This window comes from uncultured Bradyrhizobium sp., from assembly GCF_936928535.1.
Classification (GTDB): Bacteria; Pseudomonadota; Alphaproteobacteria; order Rhizobiales; family Xanthobacteraceae; genus Bradyrhizobium.
This window is the reverse complement of record NZ_CAKZHY010000096.1, coordinates 14,391-33,870: the sequence shown is the minus strand read 5'-3', so window position 1 is coordinate 33,870 and position 19,480 is coordinate 14,391. Positions and strand designations below refer to the sequence as shown.

Genomic DNA, 19,480 nt, shown 5'->3' with positions numbered 1-19,480 from the left:
TCAAGGCTCGCAACGGAACGCACAACTACCCCTTTTCCGAGCAACAATTTGCCCGATTCCCTACGCTAGCAACACTCCAATACCACATCGGGCGCGGTAAGTATGGCGTTCAAAACTCACCGTTCCCCAACCCGTCGTGGTTGTGGTTTGCGCTAGATTCTGCCAGTTTAGCGGTCCGAAGGGACTTGTATGCACTCCTTGGCGGAAAGGGGCGTTCCTCTGGAGGAACGCCTGAAAACCAACATCAGCGGCCTCTCCGATTGGGACGCGGCCCGTATCTTTCTGGAAGTCGTTCGATGCGGAAGTTTTCGCTCGGCGGCCGAACGCTTGTCCCTGTCGATCAACGCCGTCCGCCGCCGGATCGATGATTTCGAGCGCCAGACCGGCACGACCCTGTTCACCCGCGACGTCCACGGAACCCATCTGACCGATGAAGGCGCGATGGTGGTGTCCGCCGTCGAGCGCATGGAGGCGGCGGCCTTCGACGTGTTGCGCACCAGTGATTCCGCCGCCAACGCCCTCACCGGCGAGGTCCGCGTCGCCGTGACGGAAGGGCTGGGGACGTTCTGGCTCGCTCCGCGGCTGGTCGAATTCCAGCAGGCCTATCCGAAAGTGCTGGTGGATTTGCATTGCGCGATGCGATCGGCCGACGTCTCCCGCCACGAGGCCGACGTCGCCATCCACCTGTCGCGTCCCTCCGCCCTCGACGTCAAGCTGGTGCGGCTCGGCCGCATGCATCTGATGTTCTGGGCTTCGGAAAAGTACCTTGAGAAATACGGCACGCCGCGCTCGGCCCACGAATTGATCAAGCACCGCCTGGTGCTGCAATTCGCCGACCAGCTCGCCGCCAAGGAAACCTTTGAGAGCTTCTTCCCGGGCGTTCAGGAACGTGACCTCCTGGTCATGAAGACCAACGTCTCAAGCGCCAACTACTGGGCGGTCGCGAACGGCGCCGGCATCGGCGTCTTCCCGAGCTACGCCATTGCGCTTGGCGGGAAATTGATTCCACTGGAGGTCGAATTGAACCGACCGCTGGATATCTGGTTGTCTTACCATCCCGGTAGCGGTCGGATTCCCCGCGTGCGGCACATGATTGACTGGCTGATCGACGCTTTCAATCCGGCTCGCTTCCCGTGGTTTAAGGAAGAATTCGTGCACCCGCATGAATTCAAGGACTCGTATATGGGCGAACCCCTGACCCAGCTCTTCGGGGGATTTTCAACCGAAGAACAAAGGTGAAAACTAAGATGAAAGCAGCGGCGAAGAGAATGAAGCAGCGCAGTGCCGGCAAGCCGGACATCGAGCTTGGCAAGCGAATCCGCTTGCGGCGCGTCGAGATGAAGATCTCGCAGGCCGAGCTCGGCGAAAAGCTCGGCGTGAGCTTCCAGCAGGTCCAGAAATACGAGAAGGGCGTCAATCGCGTCGGCGCGGCTCGGCTTCAGCAGATCGCCTCCGCCCTCGACGTGCCCGTGACCTTCTTCTACGACGGCGACAACAAGGCCCGCGAAGTCGAAAGCCTCCTGTTCCTGGACTCGGCTTTCAGCCTCCGCCTGCTGCGCGCCTACAGCAAGATCAAGGATCAGACGGTGCAGCGTCAGCTCGTCTCGCTGATGGAATCGATCGCAGCGAACGAAAGCTGAGCCGACCTGCGGTCTGGCCTTCGTGGCCAATGTTCAATCCGCCGCGTCGCGGGGACGCGGCCGGATTGGCGAGACCTGACGGATTCGAGTTGGGCCTGCGCGCCATTCGCGCGGGGCACGGCTTCTCGGGGCGGCCTGGCCGCCCCTTTTTCTTTGCCAAATTTGTCCCGCCATTCGGCGTTGATTTCGCGAACCCATTCCTGCTTTGCAGCGACCAATCGAGAGCCTCCGCGCCGCAAGGCGCGGGGTTTTTGATTCGCCGTGCTTAATGGGGCCTCAACCCTGATGACCTAGATTGCCGCCGATTTTACCGATTTGGCGCACGGCACGGCGGCCGGGAATTGCCAATGCGAGCGTCCGTTGCGGGCCTCGTCCTCATGGGGAAAACAACACAGATGTCGAAACGCCATGCCGTGATCATTACCATGAATCTGTTCGCGACGGGCCTCCTCGCCAGCGCGTCCGCGTTCGCGCAGTCAGAGACCACGGGCCAGGCCGGCCCCAAACCTGCCGCTCCGTCCGGTACCGTGCCGGCAACCGCGAGCCCAGCTCACGCCGCCGCGCCCAAGGCCGCTACCGCAGCCCCGGCATCAACCGCCGAGAGCCGTTCCGCCGCGGCGCTGGCGCTGACGCATGAGCCGACCTTTGACGAAGGCACCGCCCAGCGGATCAAGGACGCGGCGCTGAGCTATTCCGATCTCGCGGTGCGCGGCGGCTGGCCCACGATTCCCGCCGACGCCAAGTTCGCGCTCGGCGTCCAGGGCGCCAATGACGACCTCCTGCGCAAGCGACTGATCCTGAGCGGCGACCTCGCGGCCGACAAAGCGAACGGCGCCTTCGACCAGGATCTGGCTGATGGCGTGAGGCGCTTTCAGGCCCGCCATGGCCTGGCGCCCACGGGCACGATGACGCCGCGCACGCTGGCCGCGATGAACGTGCCGGTGCAGAAGCGCATCCGCCAACTCGAAGCCTCGCTCGAGCGGCTGGAGAACACGAATTTCTCCTTCGGCCAGCGCTATGTCGTGGTCAACATTCCTGCCGCCTTCGCCGAAGCGGTCGAGAACGACGTCGTGGTGCGGCGCTATCGCGTCATCGTCGGCAAGACCGAAAAACCCTCGCCGACGCTGACGGCGCAGATCACCGGCGTGGTGCTCAACCCGACCTGGACGGTGCCGTCCTCGATCGCCAAGACCGAGATATCAGCGCATATGCGCAAGGACCCGACTTACCTAGCGCGCATGCACATGGAGGTGCTTGACGCCCACGACAATCCGATCGATCCGCATTCGGTCGACTGGTCGGGCACGCACACGCCGAACTTCACCGTGCGCCAGCAGAACGGCACCTTCAACGCGCTCGGCGCGGTCAAGATCGACATGCCGAACTCGTATTCGGTCTACATGCACGACACCAACCAGCGTAGCCTGTTCAGCGACGACTACCGCTTCGATTCCCATGGCTGCTCCCGCGTCGACAATGTGCATGATCTCGCCGCCTGGCTGCTCAAGGACCAGCCGAAATGGACGCGCGCCGCGATCGACGCGGAGATCGCCACCGGGCAGCACCTCGAAGTCCCCATGGCCAGGAAGGTGCCGGTGGCCTGGATCTATCTCACGGCCTGGATGACCAAGGACCAGACCATCCAGTTCCGTAACGACGTCTATAACCAGGACGAGCAGTTGCTCGAAGCAACCGCCGAAGAGGCGGCATTCTTCAGCAATGCCGGCAACCATCCGCTGACCGCGCATATGGCGCAGTAGGCATGCAATCGCGGCACGGGCGGATGCAGGACTGCATCCCCCGCCGCGGTTGACCCGGGCCACGGCCTGACAGCACATTGCGCCTCGCCAAACGACAAGCGAGCGCGCGATGCCTGATCTGTCCCAAGCCACTCCCTACGCCGACGGCAAGATCCTCAAGCAGGTCACCGACGGCGTCGGCGTGATCACGTTCAACAATCCCGACAAGCGCAACGCGATGTCGCTGGAGATGTGGGAGGGATTCGGCGAGGCGCTGACTGATTTGCGCGACGACGAGGCGGTGCGAGTCGTGATCCTGCGCGGTGCCGGCGGCAAGGCGTTCGTGTCGGGCGCCGACATCAGCCAATTCGAGAAAACCAGACACAACGCGGCGGCGTCCGAGGAATATAGCAAGCGCAGCGCGGCCCAGCGCGCGCTGCTCGCCGACTATCCCAAGCCGACGATTGCCTGCATCCAGGGTTTTTGTCTCGGCGGCGGCATGCAGGTCGCGATGCTTGCCGACATCAGGATCGCCGCGCATGACAGCCAGTTCGGCATTCCCGCGGCGAAGCTCGGCATCGCCTATGGCTACGACGGGTTGAAGCACCTGGTGTCGCTGGTCGGCCCATCCTGGGCCCGGCTGTTGATGTATACGGGCATGCGCATCGATTCCACCGAGGCGCTGCGCATCGGTCTCGTCGAACGCGTCATCCCGGATGACCAGCTCTGGGGCGAGACCATGGCGATCGCCATGACGATTTCGCAGAACGCGCCGCTCGCGATCAAGGCCGCCAAGATCACCATCGCAGAGGTGCTGAAGGACGAAAGCGCGCGCGACATGGGCGCGATCAAGGCGATCGGCACCGCCTGCATGGACTCCTCGGATTTCCGCGAGGGACGGCAGGCCTTCATGGACAAGCGCAAGCCGCAGTTCCAGGGGAAGTGATTTTCTCGTCGTTGCGAGTGAGTCCGCCCTCTCTACCGTCATTGCGGGGAGCTCTTGCGACGAAGCAATACAGAATCTTTCCACGCAGAGATTCTGGATTGCTTCGCTACGCTCGCAATGACGACGTGGAGAGAGCGTCGGCGACCTCGAACGCCTCGACCCCGAACTTCGCAAGTCAGCAGATCTGAACACCCATTCACGAAGATTAAATTCCTCGTCTTCCCGCATCGCGATAGCAACCAATTGATCCGCTGCAGGTTCTCCCGCCACCAACGAGGGAGATCGCGATGAAACTCAAGCTTGCTGTTCTAGGTCTGGCTGCACTCGGCAGCGCCGCGCTGGCGTCGGGACAAGCGCTGGCGGCGATGCCGAACGGCATTCCGCAGGCCGATCAGGTCGCCGGCGGTCCGGCCGTACATGTCGATCAGGTGCGGATGGTCTGCAATGCCTGGGGCCGCTGCTGGTGGCGTCCGAACTATTATGGCGCCTACGGTTACTATGGCGGACCGCGACGGTTTTACGGCCGTCCGTGGGGCTGGGGCCATCGTCACTGGCGCCGCTGGTAGATGACGAAGGGGCCTTGTGGCCCCTTTTTCTTGCAAGACCTCGCAAGCCGTCAATCGCCAAACACCTCAATCAGGCGGAAGCGTTCACACATCAGCATCATATCTTCGCTGAAACGTCCGAGCCGTCCGAAATAGTTGCGATGAGCGTTGCGCCAGTAATCAAGGCTTCGGTCGCCCTCACCCTCGTCGCAGGCAAAGGCGGCGTCGACGTCGTGAAACCTCCGATACGAGACCTCGACGGTCTCGATGACGCAGCGCGGGTCCCCCCGTCCGTCGAGCACAACCCAGCGCTCGCCGGGCCTCGACGTGTTCGGTTCGTCTTCAGTGCTGCACGTCGCGGTCTTGACGCCCGTGACGACGAGTTTGAGCAATTCGTCCGCCAGCGCGGGACTGTCGCCGAATGTGAAGGTCCGGAGGTGTCGATAGTGCTCGGGGACCGGCTTGCTCATGACCTTCCAGCCCCCGATCTCGACCTGCGTTAGCTAAAGCGACGCGAGCACTGCCTTGGTGATATCAGCCGTGCCGTTGCTGCCACCGAATTCCATCGGCTTGAGGCCGCCGGCGTAGACCTGGTCCACCGCCCGCTCGATTCGTTCGCCGGCTTCCGCCGCGCTCTCGACGCCGTGCTTGTCGGCGAGCCAGTCCAGCATCATCGCCGCCGACAGGATCATGCCGGTGGGATTGGCCTTGCCCTGCCCCATGATGTCGGGCGCGGTGCCGTGACAGGGCTGGAACACGGCGTATTTGTCGCCGATGTCGGCCGACGGTGCCATGCCGAGGCCGCCGATCAGGCCAGCAGTGATGTCGGAGAAGATGTCGCCGAACATGTTCTCCATCACCATCACGTCGAAATCCCAGGGACGCTTGACCACCATGGCCGCGCAGGCATCGACATAGAGCCGGTCGGTCTTCACGTCAGGGTGCTTCTTCGCGATCTCGTCAAAGATGCCGCGGAAGAACGCAAACGCCTTGAACACGTTCGCCTTGTCGACGCAGGCAAGGCTTCCCGGCTTGCCGCGCGCCTTGCGCCGCTCGGCGAGGCGGAACGAGAATTCGAAAAGGCGCTCGGACGTCTTGCGCGTAATCACCATGGTCTCGCGCGCATCGTCATGGGTGACGACGCCCTTGCCCATCGAGGCGAACAGGCCTTCGGTGGACTCGCGGATCACGACGAGATCGATGCCGCGCTTGTCGGCGCCGACGATCGGGCTCGGCACGCCCGGAATGAGACGCGCCGGCCGCACGCCGGCATAGAGATCGAAGATGAAGCGCAGCTCGATCTGCGGTGCGATCTCGGTATTATCAGGGTAGCGCACCGAGGGCAGGCCGCAGGCCCCAAGCAGGATCGCATCGGCCTCTTCGCAGAGCTTGATCGTGCTGTCCGGCATCGACTTGCCGGTCGCGAGGTAATTGTTGGCGCCGGCGGGAGCCTCGGTGAAGCGGAAGCGCAAGTCCGATTTCGTCTCGATCTTGCGCAGCACCTCGAGCGCCGGTGCCATGACTTCAGGGCCGATGCCGTCACCGGCGAGCACGGCGATGTGGAAAGCGTTGTTTGCGGACATGTGAAGGAAATCCTGAAGGGAGAAGGTGTAGCCTCGTCATTGCGAGGAGCTCGTGACAAAATTGCAAAGCAATTTTGCACTGAAGCGACGAAGCAATCCAGACTGTCTCCGCGGCGGGATTTCTGGATTGCTTCGCTTCGCTCGCGATGACGGAGGAGAGAGCGTCGGATTACGGCGTCAGCACCGTGCGTCCAACCACCGCGCCCTGCTGCAACTGCAACAGCGCGTCGTTGGCCTTGCTGAGCGGCGCCGTCGTCACCGGGATCGGCGGCACCTTCTTGGCCCGCACGAGGTCGAGCAGCTCCTGCGTCTCGCGCAGATTGCCGACATAGCTGCCCTGGATCGTCACCGCCTTGATCGGAATCAGCGGCAGAGCCCAGGTTGCGCCGCCACCGAACAGACCGACGATGACGAGCTTGCCGCCCTTGGTGAGGCAGTCGAAACCAAGCTGCGTCGTTGCGGCATTGCCGACAAGGTCGATCACCGCGCGGATCGGACCGCCCGCTTTCTTCGCGAGCTGCTCGAGCGCGTCGCTCGCCTTCGGATCGACGGTCGCGAGCGCGCCGGCCTTTTCCGCCGCTTCGCGTTTCCTGGCGTCGATGTCGACCATGATCGCGCCCTTGCCGCCCATGGCTTTCAGCAGCGACAGCGCCATCAGGCCGAGGCCGCCGGCGCCGAACATCACGATCGGCGTGTCAAAATACTGCTCGACCTTCTTCAGCGCGCTGTAGGTGGTGACGCCCGAGCAGGCGTAAGGCGCAGCCGATGCGGGATCGAGCCCCTTCAGATTGAGCAGATAGCGCGGATGCGGCACCAGCATGTGGTCGGAATAGCCGCCGTCGCAATAGACCCCGAGCGAGCGCGGCGTCAGGCACATGTTCTCGTCACCGGCGAGGCACGTCGCACATTTGCCGCAGCCGATCCAGGGATAGACGAGGCCGACATCGCCGTGCCTGAGATCGCCCTGGTCGGTCGGCTTCACGTCAGGACCGAATGCCAGCACTTCGCCGACGGTCTCATGGCCCATGGTCAGCGGCAGGTTGATGCCGCGGTCCTTCAGCGACAGCGGCTTGCGGCCGTGGCCGAGGTCATAGCCGCCCTCCCAGATGTGGAGGTCGCTGTGGCAGACGCCGGCGGCCTTCACCTTGATCAGCACCTGCGTGCCCGTGGGCTGCGGCGTCGCCTCATCGAACTCCTGCAGCGGCGCCTTGAAATCGGCGACCTTGAAACTCCTCATGGCATCCTCCCGGCACGTTTCTCGTCGCGCCACCATGCCATGGCTGGTGGGGCGAGACAAACGCACGACCTTGCTCCAGACTTGTCCTCAGCCTTGCGCGGCCGTTCTGCCCGACGGAATTGGCGCTGCACTGGGCAGGCCAATCTCGTCACGCAGTTCATCCGTGTGCTCGCCAAGCGCCGAGATCGTTTTGCAGGGCCTCGTGTCGGCGCCCGTCATCCGGAACGGCAGATTGAGCACGTTGAACGAACCGCCTCCATCCTCCACGGATGACAGCGCCTGCCGGTGCGCGAGTTGCGGATCATCAAGGGCTTCCTTGATGGTGCGATAGGCCGAGGCCGGTACGCCGGCGGCGCCCAAGGAGACAAGGCAGGCGTCGGTCGACAGCTGCCGCGACCAGGCCTCGACGCCGTCCATCATGTCGGCCCAGTTCTCGCGCCGTGGAGCGTAAGAAGAAAAGCGCGGATCGGAGATCCATTCGGGGCGGCCGATCACACCCATCAAGGCCTGAAAGGTCTTTTCGCTCGCGACCGTGATCATGACGTAGCCATTGGCCGTCTCGGTCGGGCCGAACATCGGACGCGGCGGCGGCTTCACCGCGAACTGCGAATTCTGTAATTCGATCACCGTCAGCGTGAGCATCGACTCCAGCATCGAGACGTCGATGTGCTGCCCGAGTCCGGTCACGGTACGCTGATAGAGGGCAGACGCGATCGCGCCAAAGCCATAGGTCCCGGTGACGACGTCGGCGTGGTAGATGCCGCAATAGTCCGGCCTGTTGCGGCCGGGCTGGTGGGCAAGATGCGCCATGTCGTAGCCGGAGGCCGCATGGATCACCGGTGCGTAGGCCGGCAGCTCGGCCGAGGGACCGGTCTGGCCGTAGCCCGAGATCGAGCAATAGATCAGCCTGGGATTGACCGCGCGGAGGCTATCGTAGTCGAGCCGCAGCCGGCGCATCACGCCCGGGCGAAAATTCTCGACCAGGATGTCTGCGGTCGCGACCAGACGCCGCACCGCCTCCCGCCCGTCCTCGGACTTGAGGTCGAGCACCACGCTCTTCTTGCCGACATTGAGCTGACCGAACACGGTGCTGCAGCCGTTGCGCAGCGGCGGCCGCGTCCGCATCGTCTCGCCCTCCTCGGTCTCGATCTTGATGACCTCGGCGCCCATGTCGGCCAGCATCCGCGCGCAATGGGGGCCGGCGATGGTGGTCGAAAAATCCAGCACCCTGAGGCCCGCAAAGGCCTTTGTCGTCGTGGCTTCGTGCTTATCTGGTAGATGCATCCCCGGCCCGTCCCTTAGGAACTATCGTTGTTCTGTCTTGTTGATGCGCCGACCCTAGAGGGCGGCGGCTGAGTAGGAAAGTCTTTACCGAACGAACGCGTCTCGTGGGCGGGCTGAGATTTCCAGGGGCAACTGGACCCGATCTTGCATAGCAGCAATCGGGATCGGAAGAGGGCACCAGTTCTTGAGGGTCTTATTCGTCACGACAGAGATGGACGACTTCGTCCGCGTCGGCGGACTTGGTGCTGTTTCCGCTGCCCTCCCAAGAGCGCTCCGCCCCTTGGCCGATATCCGGATCATGCTGCCCGGCTATCGCGACATCATCGAGCAACTCACGCATATTCAGATCGTTGGACGCTGCCCGGCATTCGCGGAGATGCCGGCCTGCTCACTTGGACGGGCCGCGACCAAGGACGGACTGCCGGTCTATGTGCTGTTGTGCTCGCAACTCTACGATCGTCCCGGCAACCCCTATGGTGACGAGTCCGGGCACGACTGGCCGGACAACGACATCCGCTTCGCGCGCTTTGCTTCGGCGGCCGCTGAGCTTGCCATGGGCAAGCTGGACAAGAATTGGGCAGCAGACCTGATCCATGCCAACGACTGGCAGGCCGCGCTCGTGCCGGCCTATCTCGCCTGGCAAGGCGCCAAGCTGCCGTCGATCCTGACCATCCACAACCTCGCCTATCAGGGGCTCTTCCCAAAGGAGTCGCTGCGGCGGATCGGCGTCCCCGAAAGCTCCTTCCACATTGACGGGGTCGAATTCTACGACCAGCTGTCTTTCCTCAAGGCAGGCCTCGTCTACGCCTCGCACCTCACCACCGTCAGCGGCACCTATGCGCGCGAGATCACGACGGAGGAATTCGGCTGCGGCCTCGAAGGCCTGCTGCGCGTCCGCTCGGACGCATCCGAGCTCACCGGCATTCTCAACGGCATCGACGAGAGCTGGGACCCGCGCTCCTGCGCCCAGCTCGCCCAACAATTCGGTGCCGGCGACTGGGTCGGCAAGAAGGCCAATGCGGACTATGTGCGCAAGCAGTTTGGCCTCGCGGTCTCGCGCGGACCGATGTTCGGCATCGTCGCGCGCCTCGTGCACCAGAAGGGCATCGACCTCGTGCTGTCGGCTGCCGACGAGATCATCGACGCCGGCGGGCAGATCGTGGTCACCGGCTCCGGTGAGCCGGCGCTCGAGCAGGCGCTGATCGACGCGCATCGCCGCCGCCCCGACGCCATCGGCGTTGCGATCGGCTTCAACGACGCGCAGGCCCGCCGCATCTTTGCCGGCAGCGATTTCACCTTGATGCCGTCGCGGTTCGAGCCGTGCGGCCTCAGCCAGATGTACGCCCAGCGCTTCGGCTCGCTGCCGATCGGCCACCAGACCGGTGGCCTTGCCGAGACCATCACCGACGGCGAGACCGGTTTTCTGTTCTCACGCCCATCGCACGAATCCTTCCTCGGCGGCGTCCGCCGCGCCTTCGAGGCGTTCATGGCCCATGACCAGCTCGACACCATGCGCCGCAGCGCGATGGGCCGATCGTTCTCGTGGAGCATCTCGGCGGGAAGCTATAGCAGGCTGTACAGGAAGCTGGCGGCGGCGTGAGGCCGAGGTGCATCTGCAAACACCGTCATTGCGAGGAGCTCGTGACAAAGTTGTGTAGCAGCTTTGCACGGATGCGACGAAGCAATCCAGAGTCCCCCCGCGGAGATAGTCCGGATTGCTTCGTCGCTTCGCTTTTCGCAATGAAGATGTGGGAGCAGCCGGCACTCATCCATCACCGTCACCCTGAGGTGCGCGTTCAGCGGCGCGACAGCGCCGTTGAGCAAGCCTCGAAGGGCGACGGCCCGGCTGCGGCGGCGGGGCCGTGCATCCTTCGAGGCTCCTGGCGCGATGCGTTGCATCGCCCCACTCGCACCTCAGGATGACGGATTAACTGCTGAGCTCCCTCACCCCTTCCCGCGCACATCCATTTGCGGGCGGCCGATCCAGGCGCGATTGAGGCAGCGGGTCATCCAGTCCGGCTGCGGCTCGCCGCGCAAGCGCGCCTGCGCTTCGTGATAAGGGCTGGCATAGCGCAGCCTGTCGGGCAGTTTCGGATAGACGCGCCGGATCCATCGCAGCGCTGTGTCGGCAGACCTCGCGTCCCGCTCGTCAAGCGCAAGGCCGAAGTCAGCGCGGAGACGCTCGGGCAGCATCTTTGCGGTGTGCGCCCGATACCAGCGCGGCGGTCGCAACCAGGGCCGCGCGCCGCCAAGGATCTGCGCGGCGATCTCGCGCGCGGCCGAACTGACGGTCAGCGTCTCCGACTGCATCATCTCCGCCGTATACGCCGCAAAGCCAGCCCAGTCCGCCGGCAGATCATCATCCCTCAGTCCGAACAGCGCGCCATAGGTCCGGCTCTCCGCCCAGTAGCGCTCGCGCTCCTCGACAGTCAGCGGCGGCAGAACCAGGTCATGCGCCATCAGCGCCGACCCGACCAGCGTCGCATGAACCCAGCGCAGCGACGGGATGTCGTTGGCGCAGTAGCGCGACCCGGCCGCAAACGGGCCGACGGTTTCGGGCATCTCACCGACGATCATGGTGTGGCGTCGGTAGAGTTGCCGGGCCGACAGCAGCGCCCTGTCCAGCGAGCCGAACACCATGGCAAAGACGACGTCGAACGTGCGGTGAAAGCGGCCGATCGGATCGACAAAGGTCGTCGAGTGCTTGGCGATGGCGGCCGCGACCCAGGGATGCGCCAGTTGCAGCAGCAGCGCGCGGCCGGCGCCGAGAAAGACAGCGGCTTCGCGGTCGATCCGCCACGTCACGGAGTCCGGGCCGAACACACCGGCCACTGGCCCAGCCGCATCAGCGCGGACCTTATCGAGAGCGGCTTCCAGATCATTCTCGGATACCAATGCCGGACCTTTCGATTGCGGACCTCTGACGATCCACAAGGCCTGTGGCAATTCAATGAAGCGACGCTATTCTGCGGCGATCGGCATCTCGTCTATAGACTCGTGCAGCACGACGCCCGACAACGGATCGAACTCGCCGATCCACGGCGCGCGCGTCAGCACCGATCTCGTGTGTGCATAGCCGGCGTCCCAGCGCTGCTTGATGCCGGATGGGCTGAAGTCGATGTCCTTGGTATGAGTCTCGCGCGCGAGCTGCGGCGCCAGCAGCCGCACCACATGCATGCGCGTCGAACAGCCGTAGCCGATCAACTCCCTCACCGTGGGATCGTCGCGCTCGCCCTCGGGCAATCGCGCCGCAAGCTGGTTGATGACGTGACGCAGGCGATGGGCCTGCTGTTGGCGCTCGATCTGGCTCGCGATCCGGCTGGAATATTGCACGTCCTTGTGCCGGGTCAGGACCTCGCCCATCGTCGTCGGCTCGCTGCCGACGGGATTCCACAGATGCACGGAGAAGATCAGCGAATCCCGGCGCGGATTGTCGTCGAACACGGCTTCTGTCGGCGAATTCGAGAGAATGCCGCCGTCCCAATAAAGCTCCCCGTCGATCCGCACCGCCGGGAAGGCCGGCGGCAGCGCGCCCGAGGCCATCACGTGCTTCACCGTCAGCGCGCAGTCGCGGCTGTCGAAATAGCGCATCTGGCTGGAGCCGACATGCGCCGCGCCAACCGTGAGGCGCGGCGCGCCGCAATTGGCGAGGCCGAAATCGACGAGCTCGCGCAGCGTGCTCTCCAGCGGCGCGGTCGAATAATAGCCGGCGCGATCGGCGCCGAGCGGAAAGGATTCGCCGGCATGCGCCAGCGGATTGGGCTGGAAGAAGCCAGCAATGCCCTGGGCGACGGTCGACCAATATGCCAGCGTGTCATCGAAGCCGGGAATGCCGGTCGACAGCGGCCAGGCCGGCTTCTGCTCCATCCGCTTCCAGAACTCCTTCAGGCGCGCGAGCCGGTTCTCAGGCGCATTGCCGGCAATCAGGCTCGCATTGATGGCGCCGATCGAGGTGCCGATCACCCAATCCGGCTCGATGCCGGCCTCGTGCAGGGCCTGGTAGACGCCCGCCTGATAGGCGCCGAGCGCGCCGCCGCCTTGCAGCACCAGCACGATCTGTCCAGGCAGGTCGCTCGGCCTGCACATCCCGGCATTTCCCTGCATGCCCGTCGCACTCCTGCTCCTGAGAGCCTTACGCAAATTCCTCCGTCATTGTTACGCCCGACGGCCATCGGCCGTCCAGCAACCATCGTCCGGGAGGGAGTGCAGAAGGCTTGCGGAACCAGGGATGCGTTAACGCTTTGCTGGCGCTTCTTGCGGCGGCGGGTCGTCATCCGCAATCGCGCGCCAGGCGGCACCGTCAAGATCGTCGTATTGGCCGCTTTTCAGCGACCACAGGAAGGCGACCAGGCCAGCCCCACCAAGCATCAGCGCCAACGGCACCAGGAAGACCAGGATTTCCATCACACGATCTCCCGCGAAGCGCTGCGGGCCCGCAGCGAGTTCAGCATGACAAGCATCGAGGATCCGCTCATGGCGGCTGCGGCAATCAAGGGCGTCACCACGCCGCTGATCGCGACCGGCACGGCCAGCACATTATAGCCGATCGCAAGCCACAGATTCTGCCGCATCAGACGCAGCGCCTTGCGCGCGGAATCGATCGCCGCAACGACAGGGGCCAGCGGCCGGCCGAGGAAGACGAGATCGGCGGTGGCCTGGCTTAGATGAGCCGCCGAGATCGGCGACATCGAGACATGGGCTGCCGCCAGCGAGGGCGCATCGTTCATGCCGTCGCCGACCATCAGCACCTTGGCGCCGCGCCGCTTCAGCTCCTCGATCCGCGCGATCTTGTCGGCCGGAGTCACGCCGGCACGCCATTCGGCGATGCCAAGCGCCTGGGCCGCCGCAATCACGGCAGGCGCCCGGTCGCCGGAGAGGATCTCGACGCCGATGCCACGATCCTTCAGCGCAGCGATCACGGCCTGCGCATCCGGCCGCAGGCCCTGCCGCACCGAGAGGATGAACTTTTCGGCATCCTTGCTGAAGGCCACGATTGACGCTTCCGGATCGAGATCGGCGCCGACGACCAGCGCCTCGGCGCCGCAGAAGGAGGGGCGACCAAGGCGGATCTCGACACCGTCCACCACCGCACGGACGCCCTGCCCGGCTTCCTCGACCGCGCCCACGATCGGCGACTTTGCAACAGCGGCCTGTGCGACCGCGGCCGCGACCGGATGATGGCTCGACAGCGCGAGGCGGCCGGCAAGTTCAAACATGTTGGTGGGAATGTCGGCCGCATTGGTCACATCGAGATCGGGCAGCGTCAGCGTGCCGGTCTTGTCGAAGATGACATGATCCGCCTCGGCAAGACGCTCGATGGCATCGCCGGAGTTCAGCAGCACGCCGGACTTGAACATCGCGCCCGAGGTCACCGTCTGCACGGTCGGAATTGCAAGCCCGAGGGCGCAGGGACAGGTGATGATCAGCACCGCGACGCCTGTCACAATGGCATCATGCCAGCTCGCGCCCGCGATGACCCAGCCCAGAACCGTGATCAGCGCCGTCGCATGCACCACCGGCGCATAGAGGCGCGAGGCGCGATCGGCGAGCCTCATATAGCGCGATCGGGCGGCAAGCGCGTTGTCGAGCAGGCGGGCGATCTCGGCAAGCAGCGTTGCTTCCGAGGCGGCCGACACCCGCACCCGCAGCGTGCCGGAGATGTTCATGGAGCCGGCATAGACAGGCGTGCCGTGCTCGGCCGTGACATAGAGCGTCTCGCCGGTGATCAGGCTCTGATCGATTTCGGAGCGTCCCTCGATCACGGTGCCATCGACGGCGCAGCGCTCGCCGGGCCGCAGCAGCACGATGTCGCCGGGGTGGATCGCGGCGACCGGCACCTGGGTTATCTCATCGGGCCCGACGAATTTCGCCGCGGTCTCCGCCTTCAGTGCCGCGAGATTGCCTGCGACCGCGCGGGTCCGCCGCCGCATGTTCTGGTCGAGGAAGCGACCGACCAGCAGGAACGTCAGCAGCATGATCGCCGCGTCGAAATAGGCATGCTCGGCGTGATTCACGGTCTCGACCACGGACATGCCGAGCGCAAGGCACACGCCGATCGAGATCGGGACATCCATGTTGGTCGTCTTGTTCGACAGCGCCCGCCAGGCGGAGCGGAAGAACGGTTGGCCCGCATAGGCCGCGGCCGGAAGCGCGATCAGCGCCGACAGCCAGTGGAAGAAATCGCGCTGCTCGGGCAGCATGTCCGAGACGTTGCCCGACCACACCGGGATCGACAGCATCATCACGTTCATGGCGGCAAAGGCAGCAACGCCGAGACAGCGCAGCAGGAAACGCGATTCCGCGACTTCGGTCGCTTCCGCGCTCTCGGTCTCGTAAGGATAGGCCTTGTAGCCGAGCTCCTCGAGCCGGTCGATGAAGCGGGCGGGATCGAGCGTGCCCTCTTTCCATTCCAGCGCGACGCGCCGGTCGGTAAGGTTCACCCGCGCCAGCGTGACATCGGGAATCGCGGATAGGCCACGCTCGATCTTGGCCATGCAGCCGGCACAGTGAACGCCCTCGACCGCGAGGTCGATGTGCTGGTGGCCCGCGCCCGCGGCGCGGACGTAGTGGGAGAAATCGCGTGTCACCTGCATGGCAAGACCTTCATCGCAAGACCTTCAATTCAGGATCACGCGGTTGCGCGACAGGAACACGCGCTCACCCTTCGCATCGCCCTCGATGACAAGATCCCACAGGCCCGGCGCGACGGAAGCGGCATTGCCGCGATAGATGCCAATGCCCGATTCCGCGAGCTCGACCGCGAGATCCGCGCGCTTGTCGGTCGGCCGTTCCAGGCGGCCGCCGAATTTCAATCCGGTCACCGGTTGGCCTGCTGCGTCACGCGCCTCGACCTGAAGCACGGCATTGCCGTCGGCGCGCCGCTCGATATGGGCGTTGACCTGCCATTTGCGCGCGGCCTGGTCCTGCGCCGCCGAGATCTCGCGGTCATAGGCGAGGCCCGCGGCATAGGGGCTGTCGACGTCGGTGCCGGGCAGCGTCGCGATCGCGAGCTTCATCATGGTGACGTTGACACCGATCACGACGCCGAAGAAGGCGACGAGCATCAGGAAGACCTTTGTTCCGGTCAGCGGCTTGGTTGCCATGGCAGTCTCCAGGTCCTACGGCGCGACGAAATTGTCTGTGGTGGATGCAGCCTCGCCGAGTCCGATATCTGTGACGCGGAAGCGAACCGGAATCGACTTCTCCGGATTGCCCTCGGCCGGCGCCGTGACGAGCAGGCGCAGCTCGCTGGTGGTGTCGCGGGGGATCACGATCATCGGGCGATCCGGCGTCACGGAATCGACACCGACGACATGGATCGTCGAATTGACCGGGCCGTCGACATCGATCGCGATCACGCGGTCATGTCCGCTCTTGTTCAGGAGCCGCGCGGTGTAAGCATTGCGTATCGACCCGTCGCTGAGCCTAACCGCAACCGGGTTGCGGTCGTGGAGCACGTTGATGTCGAGCAGAGTGCGGGTCGCCAGCACGTAGATCATGATGCCGCCGACGGCCGCGATGATCGCGCTGTAGGCCATGGTGCGCGGACGGACGACGCGATAGATCGGCGCCTTGCCTTCCTGGCGGCGGTGGATGTTGATGTCGTTGTCATAGCCGATCAGCCGCTTCGGCCGGCCGATCTTGGTCATGACGTTGTCGCAGGCGTCGATGCAGAGCCCGCACTGGATGCATTCGAGCTGCGGCCCGTTGCGGATGTCGATGCCGGTCGGGCAGACCGCGACGCATTGATAGCAGTCGACGCAGTCGCCGACATGCTCGCCGAGCGCGCGCAGCTCGGCGGCCTTCTTCACGGATGTGCGTTTCTCGCCACGGTCGTAGCGATAGGTGACATTGAGCGCCCATTCGTCGGTGAGTGCGGCCTGGATGCGCGGCCACGGGCACATATAGGTGCAGACCTGCTCGCGCATGTAGCCGGCGAGCACGTAGGTCGTTGCGGTCAGGATGCCGATCCACGTGTAGGCGATCATCGGCGCCTGAAAGGTCAGGAGCTCCTTCACCAGCGCCGGGGCATCGTTGAAATAGAGCACCCAGGCGCCGCCGGTCCACCAGGCGATCATCAGCCAGGTCGCATGTTTGAGCACGATCTCGGAGAGACGCTTGGGCGTCAGCGCGCCGGCCGATTTGTCCTTCCGCATCCGCTCGCGGCGATCGCCTTCGAAGAAGCGTTCCACCGCATAGAACAGGTCGGTCCAGACCGTCTGCGGGCAGAGATAGCCGCACCAGATGCGGCCGCCGACCGAATTCATCAGGAACAGCGCGACCGCGGCGACGATCAAGAGGCCGGTGAAGTAATAGACCTCCTGGGGCCAGAGCTCGATGAAGAAGAAGTAGAAGCGGCTATTGGGCAGATCGATCAGCACTGCCTGGCTGGGCGCACTCAGGCCTCTGTTCCAGCGCACGAAGGGAAGGAAGTAGTAGACGCCGAGACAAAAGGCCATCAGGCCCCATTTGATCCGGCGGAAGGTGCCGGAGACGCTCTGCGGATAGACCTTCTTGCGGGCTGCGTAGAGCGGCCCAACGTCGTCATCCGATGTGAGGTCTTTCGGGTTCACGGTCTTGTTCATCGCTCAAGTCGCCTCAGGAGGTGCGATTAAACCTAGACCCGACGTCGCTGGGTCAGTTGATCCAGCGCAAACGGGGGCGATTTAATTCGCCCCCGCCTGCCGCCGATCGTGATGTTTCAGGCTATTTTCCGCCACCCAGCGAGTGGACGTAGACGGCCATCGCCTTGATAGTGGCGGGATCGAGCCGCCCTTCCCAGGCCGGCATGACGCCGCCGCGACCATTCGTGATGGTTTCGATCAGGGTCGCCTCGTCCGAGCCGTAGAGCCAGATCTTGTCGGTCAAGTTCGGCGCACCGAGCTCCTGATTACCCTTGCCGCCGTCGCCATGGCAGGCGACGCAATTGTCGGCAAAGATCTTCTCGCCTTTGGCAGCATCGTAACCCGTCCGGGTCGGAAGGCCCGACAGCGAGCGGACATAGTTGGCCACCATGACGATCTCGTCGCCCTTCAGCACGCCGTCCTTGCCGAAGGCGAGCATCTGGCCCTCATGGGTCTTGGCATGACCCGAGCGTGCGCCGAACTGGATGGTCTGCATGATCTGGTCGAGCGTGCCGCCCCACAGCCAGTCGTCGTCGTTCAGGTTCGGAAAGCCCTTGGCGCCGGCCGCACCGGAGCCGTGGCACGGCGCGCAATTGTCGCCGAACACGGTCTTACCCTTGGCACGCGCGAGCGCCAGCAACGCCGGATCCTTCTCGATGTCTGCCAGCGAGGCCGCACCCAGCGCCACCATCTTGTCGCCCCTGATCTTGTCGAGGTTGGCGAGCTCGACCGCGACGTCGGCGCGCGAGGAGTAGCCGAGCACACCGCGCGTGTTGCTGGAGATCAGCGGCCAGGCCGGATAGATGATCCAGTAGCCGATTGCCCAGACGATGGTGAGATAGAATGTAATCACCCACCAGCGCGGCAGCGGCGTGTTGAGCTCCTTGATGCCATCCCACTCATGTCCGGTGGTGGACCTGCCGGTGACGGAATCGAATTCACCTTGATGATCGGTCATGGTTTCTTACTCCTCCCGCAACGGCAGACGGGCTGCCTCATCGAAGGCGGCCTTGTTGCGGGGCCAGAATGCGTAGGTGATGATCGCGAGAAAGATCGCGACGAAGACCGGCGTCCAGATCGTGGTCACGAGACTGGAGGCGAGATTGTCGAGTGTCAGGATGGCTTTCATCGGTGATGCCTTCTCAGCGAAGATTGGCTTTCTCGTTGTAGAGCTTGAAGTCGACCAGCGTGCCGAGCATCTGCAAGTAGGCGATCAGCGCGTCCATCTCTGTCGGCGTTCCGGATTTGCCGTCGAAGTTGCGCACGACGGCCTTGGCATAGCGCTTGGTGAAAGCATCCGCGCCGGCATTGTCCGGGTCGGCCTGGGCCTTCATGTCGGCGGCCGCGTTGGCGATTTGGTCGTCGGTATAGGGAACGCCGACGGTCCGCAGCGTGCGCATATGATCGGCGATGGTCTCCGGATCGACCTCCGTCGAGGCGAGGAAGGGATAACCCGGCATCACCGATTGCGGCACGATCGCGCGCGGATTGGTCAGATGGGTGACGTGCCAGTCGTCGGAATATTTGGCACCGACGCGGGCAAGATCAGGACCGGTGCGCTTCGAGCCCCACTGGAACGGGTGGTCGAACATGCTCTCGGCGGCGAGCGAGAAGTGGCCGTAGCGCTCGACCTCGTCGCGCAAGGGCCGGATCATCTGCGAATGGCAGAGATAACAGCCTTCGCGGACATAGATGTTGCGCCCCGCGAGCTCGAGCGGCGTGTAGGGCCTGACACCGTCGACCACCTCGATCGTGCTCTTGAGATAGAACAGCGGTGTGATCTCGACGAGACCGCCGATCGCAACCACGAGCAGGATGCCGACGACCAGGATGATCGAGTTCTTTTCGAAGACTTGGTGGCGTGTCCAGAACGACATGGGAA

General features: G+C 64.2%; 19 protein-coding genes. 6 read left to right on the top strand and 13 right to left on the bottom strand.

Annotated features, from left to right (window positions below; all coding sequences use genetic code 11):
• Nucleotides 1-189 precede the first annotated feature (189 nt).
• From Q0687_RS18780 to Q0687_RS18760, 5 genes are all read left to right on the top strand, one after another.
• Nucleotides 190-1,239 (top strand): LysR family transcriptional regulator, encoded by a 1,050-nt coding sequence (locus Q0687_RS18780; protein ID WP_298879582.1) that lies wholly within the window; start codon nt 190-192, stop codon nt 1,237-1,239.
• Nucleotides 1,240-1,268: 29 nt separating this feature from the next.
• The gene (locus Q0687_RS18775; protein WP_020608151.1) at nt 1,269-1,640 is read left to right on the top strand and encodes a helix-turn-helix transcriptional regulator; all 372 of its coding nucleotides are present in this window, start codon (nt 1,269-1,271) and stop codon (nt 1,638-1,640) included.
• A gap of 395 nt (nt 1,641-2,035) precedes the next feature.
• The gene (locus tag Q0687_RS18770) at nt 2,036-3,400 is read left to right on the top strand and encodes a L,D-transpeptidase family protein (RefSeq protein ID WP_298879580.1); all 1,365 of its coding nucleotides are present in this window, start codon (nt 2,036-2,038) and stop codon (nt 3,398-3,400) included.
• 109 nt (nt 3,401-3,509) lie between these two features.
• Nucleotides 3,510-4,325, top strand: a complete 816-nt coding sequence (locus Q0687_RS18765) for an enoyl-CoA hydratase (protein ID WP_298879579.1) — start codon at nt 3,510-3,512, stop codon at nt 4,323-4,325.
• Between the two features lie 287 nt (nt 4,326-4,612).
• A complete protein-coding gene (locus tag Q0687_RS18760; RefSeq protein ID WP_298879578.1) occupies nt 4,613-4,891 on the top strand; it encodes a hypothetical protein in 279 nt (92 codons plus the stop codon).
• Between the two features lie 50 nt (nt 4,892-4,941).
• Here the strand turns inward: Q0687_RS18760 and Q0687_RS18755 are convergent, their stop codons facing one another.
• The 4 genes from Q0687_RS18755 to Q0687_RS18740 form a co-directional block, all read right to left on the bottom strand.
• Nucleotides 4,942-5,340 (bottom strand): ASCH domain-containing protein, encoded by a 399-nt coding sequence (locus Q0687_RS18755; protein ID WP_298879577.1) that lies wholly within the window; start codon nt 5,338-5,340, stop codon nt 4,942-4,944.
• A 33-nt stretch (nt 5,341-5,373) separates the two neighbouring features.
• Nucleotides 5,374-6,453, bottom strand: coding sequence for an isocitrate/isopropylmalate dehydrogenase family protein (locus Q0687_RS18750; protein WP_298879575.1), 1,080 nt, complete (start codon nt 6,451-6,453; stop codon nt 5,374-5,376).
• A 169-nt stretch (nt 6,454-6,622) separates the two neighbouring features.
• A complete protein-coding gene (locus Q0687_RS18745) occupies nt 6,623-7,690 on the bottom strand; it encodes an alcohol dehydrogenase (RefSeq protein WP_298879573.1) in 1,068 nt (355 codons plus the stop codon).
• A gap of 87 nt (nt 7,691-7,777) precedes the next feature.
• Entirely contained in the window at nt 7,778-8,974 is a 1,197-nt protein-coding gene (locus tag Q0687_RS18740) for a CoA transferase (RefSeq protein WP_298879571.1), read from the bottom strand.
• Between the two features lie 184 nt (nt 8,975-9,158).
• Between Q0687_RS18740 and glgA the strand changes: the two genes are divergently transcribed.
• Complete coding sequence (gene glgA, locus Q0687_RS18735; protein ID WP_298879569.1) at nt 9,159-10,574, top strand: glycogen synthase GlgA; 1,416 nt, start codon at nt 9,159-9,161, stop codon at nt 10,572-10,574.
• A gap of 344 nt (nt 10,575-10,918) precedes the next feature.
• Here the strand turns inward: glgA and Q0687_RS18730 are convergent, their stop codons facing one another.
• From Q0687_RS18730 to ccoO, 9 genes are all read right to left on the bottom strand, one after another.
• Nucleotides 10,919-11,869: an oxygenase MpaB family protein gene (locus Q0687_RS18730; protein WP_298879568.1), complete on the bottom strand. Its 951-nt coding sequence runs from the start codon at nt 11,867-11,869 to the stop codon at nt 10,919-10,921.
• 66 nt (nt 11,870-11,935) lie between these two features.
• On the bottom strand, nt 11,936-13,078 hold the full coding sequence (locus tag Q0687_RS18725; RefSeq protein ID WP_298879566.1) for a patatin-like phospholipase family protein: 1,143 nt from the start codon (nt 13,076-13,078) through the stop codon (nt 11,936-11,938).
• A 129-nt stretch (nt 13,079-13,207) separates the two neighbouring features.
• Complete coding sequence (gene ccoS, locus Q0687_RS18720; RefSeq protein WP_298879564.1) at nt 13,208-13,378, bottom strand: cbb3-type cytochrome oxidase assembly protein CcoS; 171 nt, start codon at nt 13,376-13,378, stop codon at nt 13,208-13,210.
• A complete protein-coding gene (locus tag Q0687_RS18715; RefSeq protein ID WP_298879562.1) occupies nt 13,378-15,567 on the bottom strand; it encodes a cation-translocating P-type ATPase in 2,190 nt (729 codons plus the stop codon). The genes ccoS and Q0687_RS18715 overlap by 1 nt, the downstream gene beginning before the upstream one ends.
• Nucleotides 15,568-15,591: 24 nt before the next feature.
• Nucleotides 15,592-16,077, bottom strand: coding sequence for a FixH family protein (locus Q0687_RS18710; RefSeq protein WP_298879560.1), 486 nt, complete (start codon nt 16,075-16,077; stop codon nt 15,592-15,594).
• A 15-nt stretch (nt 16,078-16,092) separates the two neighbouring features.
• Nucleotides 16,093-17,559, bottom strand: coding sequence for a cytochrome c oxidase accessory protein CcoG (ccoG, locus tag Q0687_RS18705; protein ID WP_298879557.1), 1,467 nt, complete (start codon nt 17,557-17,559; stop codon nt 16,093-16,095).
• Nucleotides 17,560-17,680: 121 nt separating this feature from the next.
• A complete protein-coding gene (ccoP, locus tag Q0687_RS18700; protein ID WP_298879555.1) occupies nt 17,681-18,556 on the bottom strand; it encodes a cytochrome-c oxidase, cbb3-type subunit III in 876 nt (291 codons plus the stop codon).
• Between the two features lie 6 nt (nt 18,557-18,562).
• Entirely contained in the window at nt 18,563-18,727 is a 165-nt protein-coding gene (locus Q0687_RS18695; protein WP_085399669.1) for a cbb3-type cytochrome c oxidase subunit 3, read from the bottom strand.
• A gap of 13 nt (nt 18,728-18,740) precedes the next feature.
• Nucleotides 18,741-19,475: a cytochrome-c oxidase, cbb3-type subunit II gene (gene ccoO / locus Q0687_RS18690; protein WP_298879545.1), complete on the bottom strand. Its 735-nt coding sequence runs from the start codon at nt 19,473-19,475 to the stop codon at nt 18,741-18,743.
• Nucleotides 19,476-19,480 lie beyond the last annotated feature (5 nt).

Excerpts from the sequence above, each read along its gene's own strand:
- ccoO (WP_298879545.1), bottom strand. The coding sequence starts at position 19,475 with ATGTCGTTCTGGACACGCCACCAAGTCTTCGAAAAGAACTCGATCATC.
- Q0687_RS18695 (WP_085399669.1), bottom strand. The coding sequence starts at position 18,727 with ATGAAAGCCATCCTGACACTCGACAATCTCGCCTCCAGTCTCGTGACC.
- Q0687_RS18780 (WP_298879582.1), top strand. The coding sequence starts at position 190 with ATGCACTCCTTGGCGGAAAGGGGCGTTCCTCTGGAGGAACGCCTGAAA.
- ccoG (WP_298879557.1), bottom strand. The coding sequence starts at position 17,559 with ATGAACAAGACCGTGAACCCGAAAGACCTCACATCGGATGACGACGTT.
- Q0687_RS18725 (WP_298879566.1), bottom strand. The coding sequence starts at position 13,078 with ATGCAGGGAAATGCCGGGATGTGCAGGCCGAGCGACCTGCCTGGACAG.
- Q0687_RS18715 (WP_298879562.1), bottom strand. The coding sequence starts at position 15,567 with ATGCAGGTGACACGCGATTTCTCCCACTACGTCCGCGCCGCGGGCGCG.
- Q0687_RS18770 (WP_298879580.1), top strand. The coding sequence starts at position 2,036 with ATGTCGAAACGCCATGCCGTGATCATTACCATGAATCTGTTCGCGACG.
- Q0687_RS18710 (WP_298879560.1), bottom strand. The coding sequence starts at position 16,077 with ATGGCAACCAAGCCGCTGACCGGAACAAAGGTCTTCCTGATGCTCGTC.
- ccoS (WP_298879564.1), bottom strand. The coding sequence starts at position 13,378 with ATGGAAATCCTGGTCTTCCTGGTGCCGTTGGCGCTGATGCTTGGTGGG.
- ccoP (WP_298879555.1), bottom strand. The coding sequence starts at position 18,556 with ATGACCGATCATCAAGGTGAATTCGATTCCGTCACCGGCAGGTCCACC.
- Q0687_RS18740 (WP_298879571.1), bottom strand. The coding sequence starts at position 8,974 with ATGCATCTACCAGATAAGCACGAAGCCACGACGACAAAGGCCTTTGCG.
- Q0687_RS18765 (WP_298879579.1), top strand. The coding sequence starts at position 3,510 with ATGCCTGATCTGTCCCAAGCCACTCCCTACGCCGACGGCAAGATCCTC.
- Q0687_RS18745 (WP_298879573.1), bottom strand. The coding sequence starts at position 7,690 with ATGAGGAGTTTCAAGGTCGCCGATTTCAAGGCGCCGCTGCAGGAGTTC.
- Q0687_RS18775 (WP_020608151.1), top strand. The coding sequence starts at position 1,269 with ATGAAGCAGCGCAGTGCCGGCAAGCCGGACATCGAGCTTGGCAAGCGA.
- Q0687_RS18750 (WP_298879575.1), bottom strand. The coding sequence starts at position 6,453 with ATGTCCGCAAACAACGCTTTCCACATCGCCGTGCTCGCCGGTGACGGC.
- Q0687_RS18760 (WP_298879578.1), top strand. The coding sequence starts at position 4,613 with ATGAAACTCAAGCTTGCTGTTCTAGGTCTGGCTGCACTCGGCAGCGCC.
- Q0687_RS18755 (WP_298879577.1), bottom strand. The coding sequence starts at position 5,340 with ATGAGCAAGCCGGTCCCCGAGCACTATCGACACCTCCGGACCTTCACA.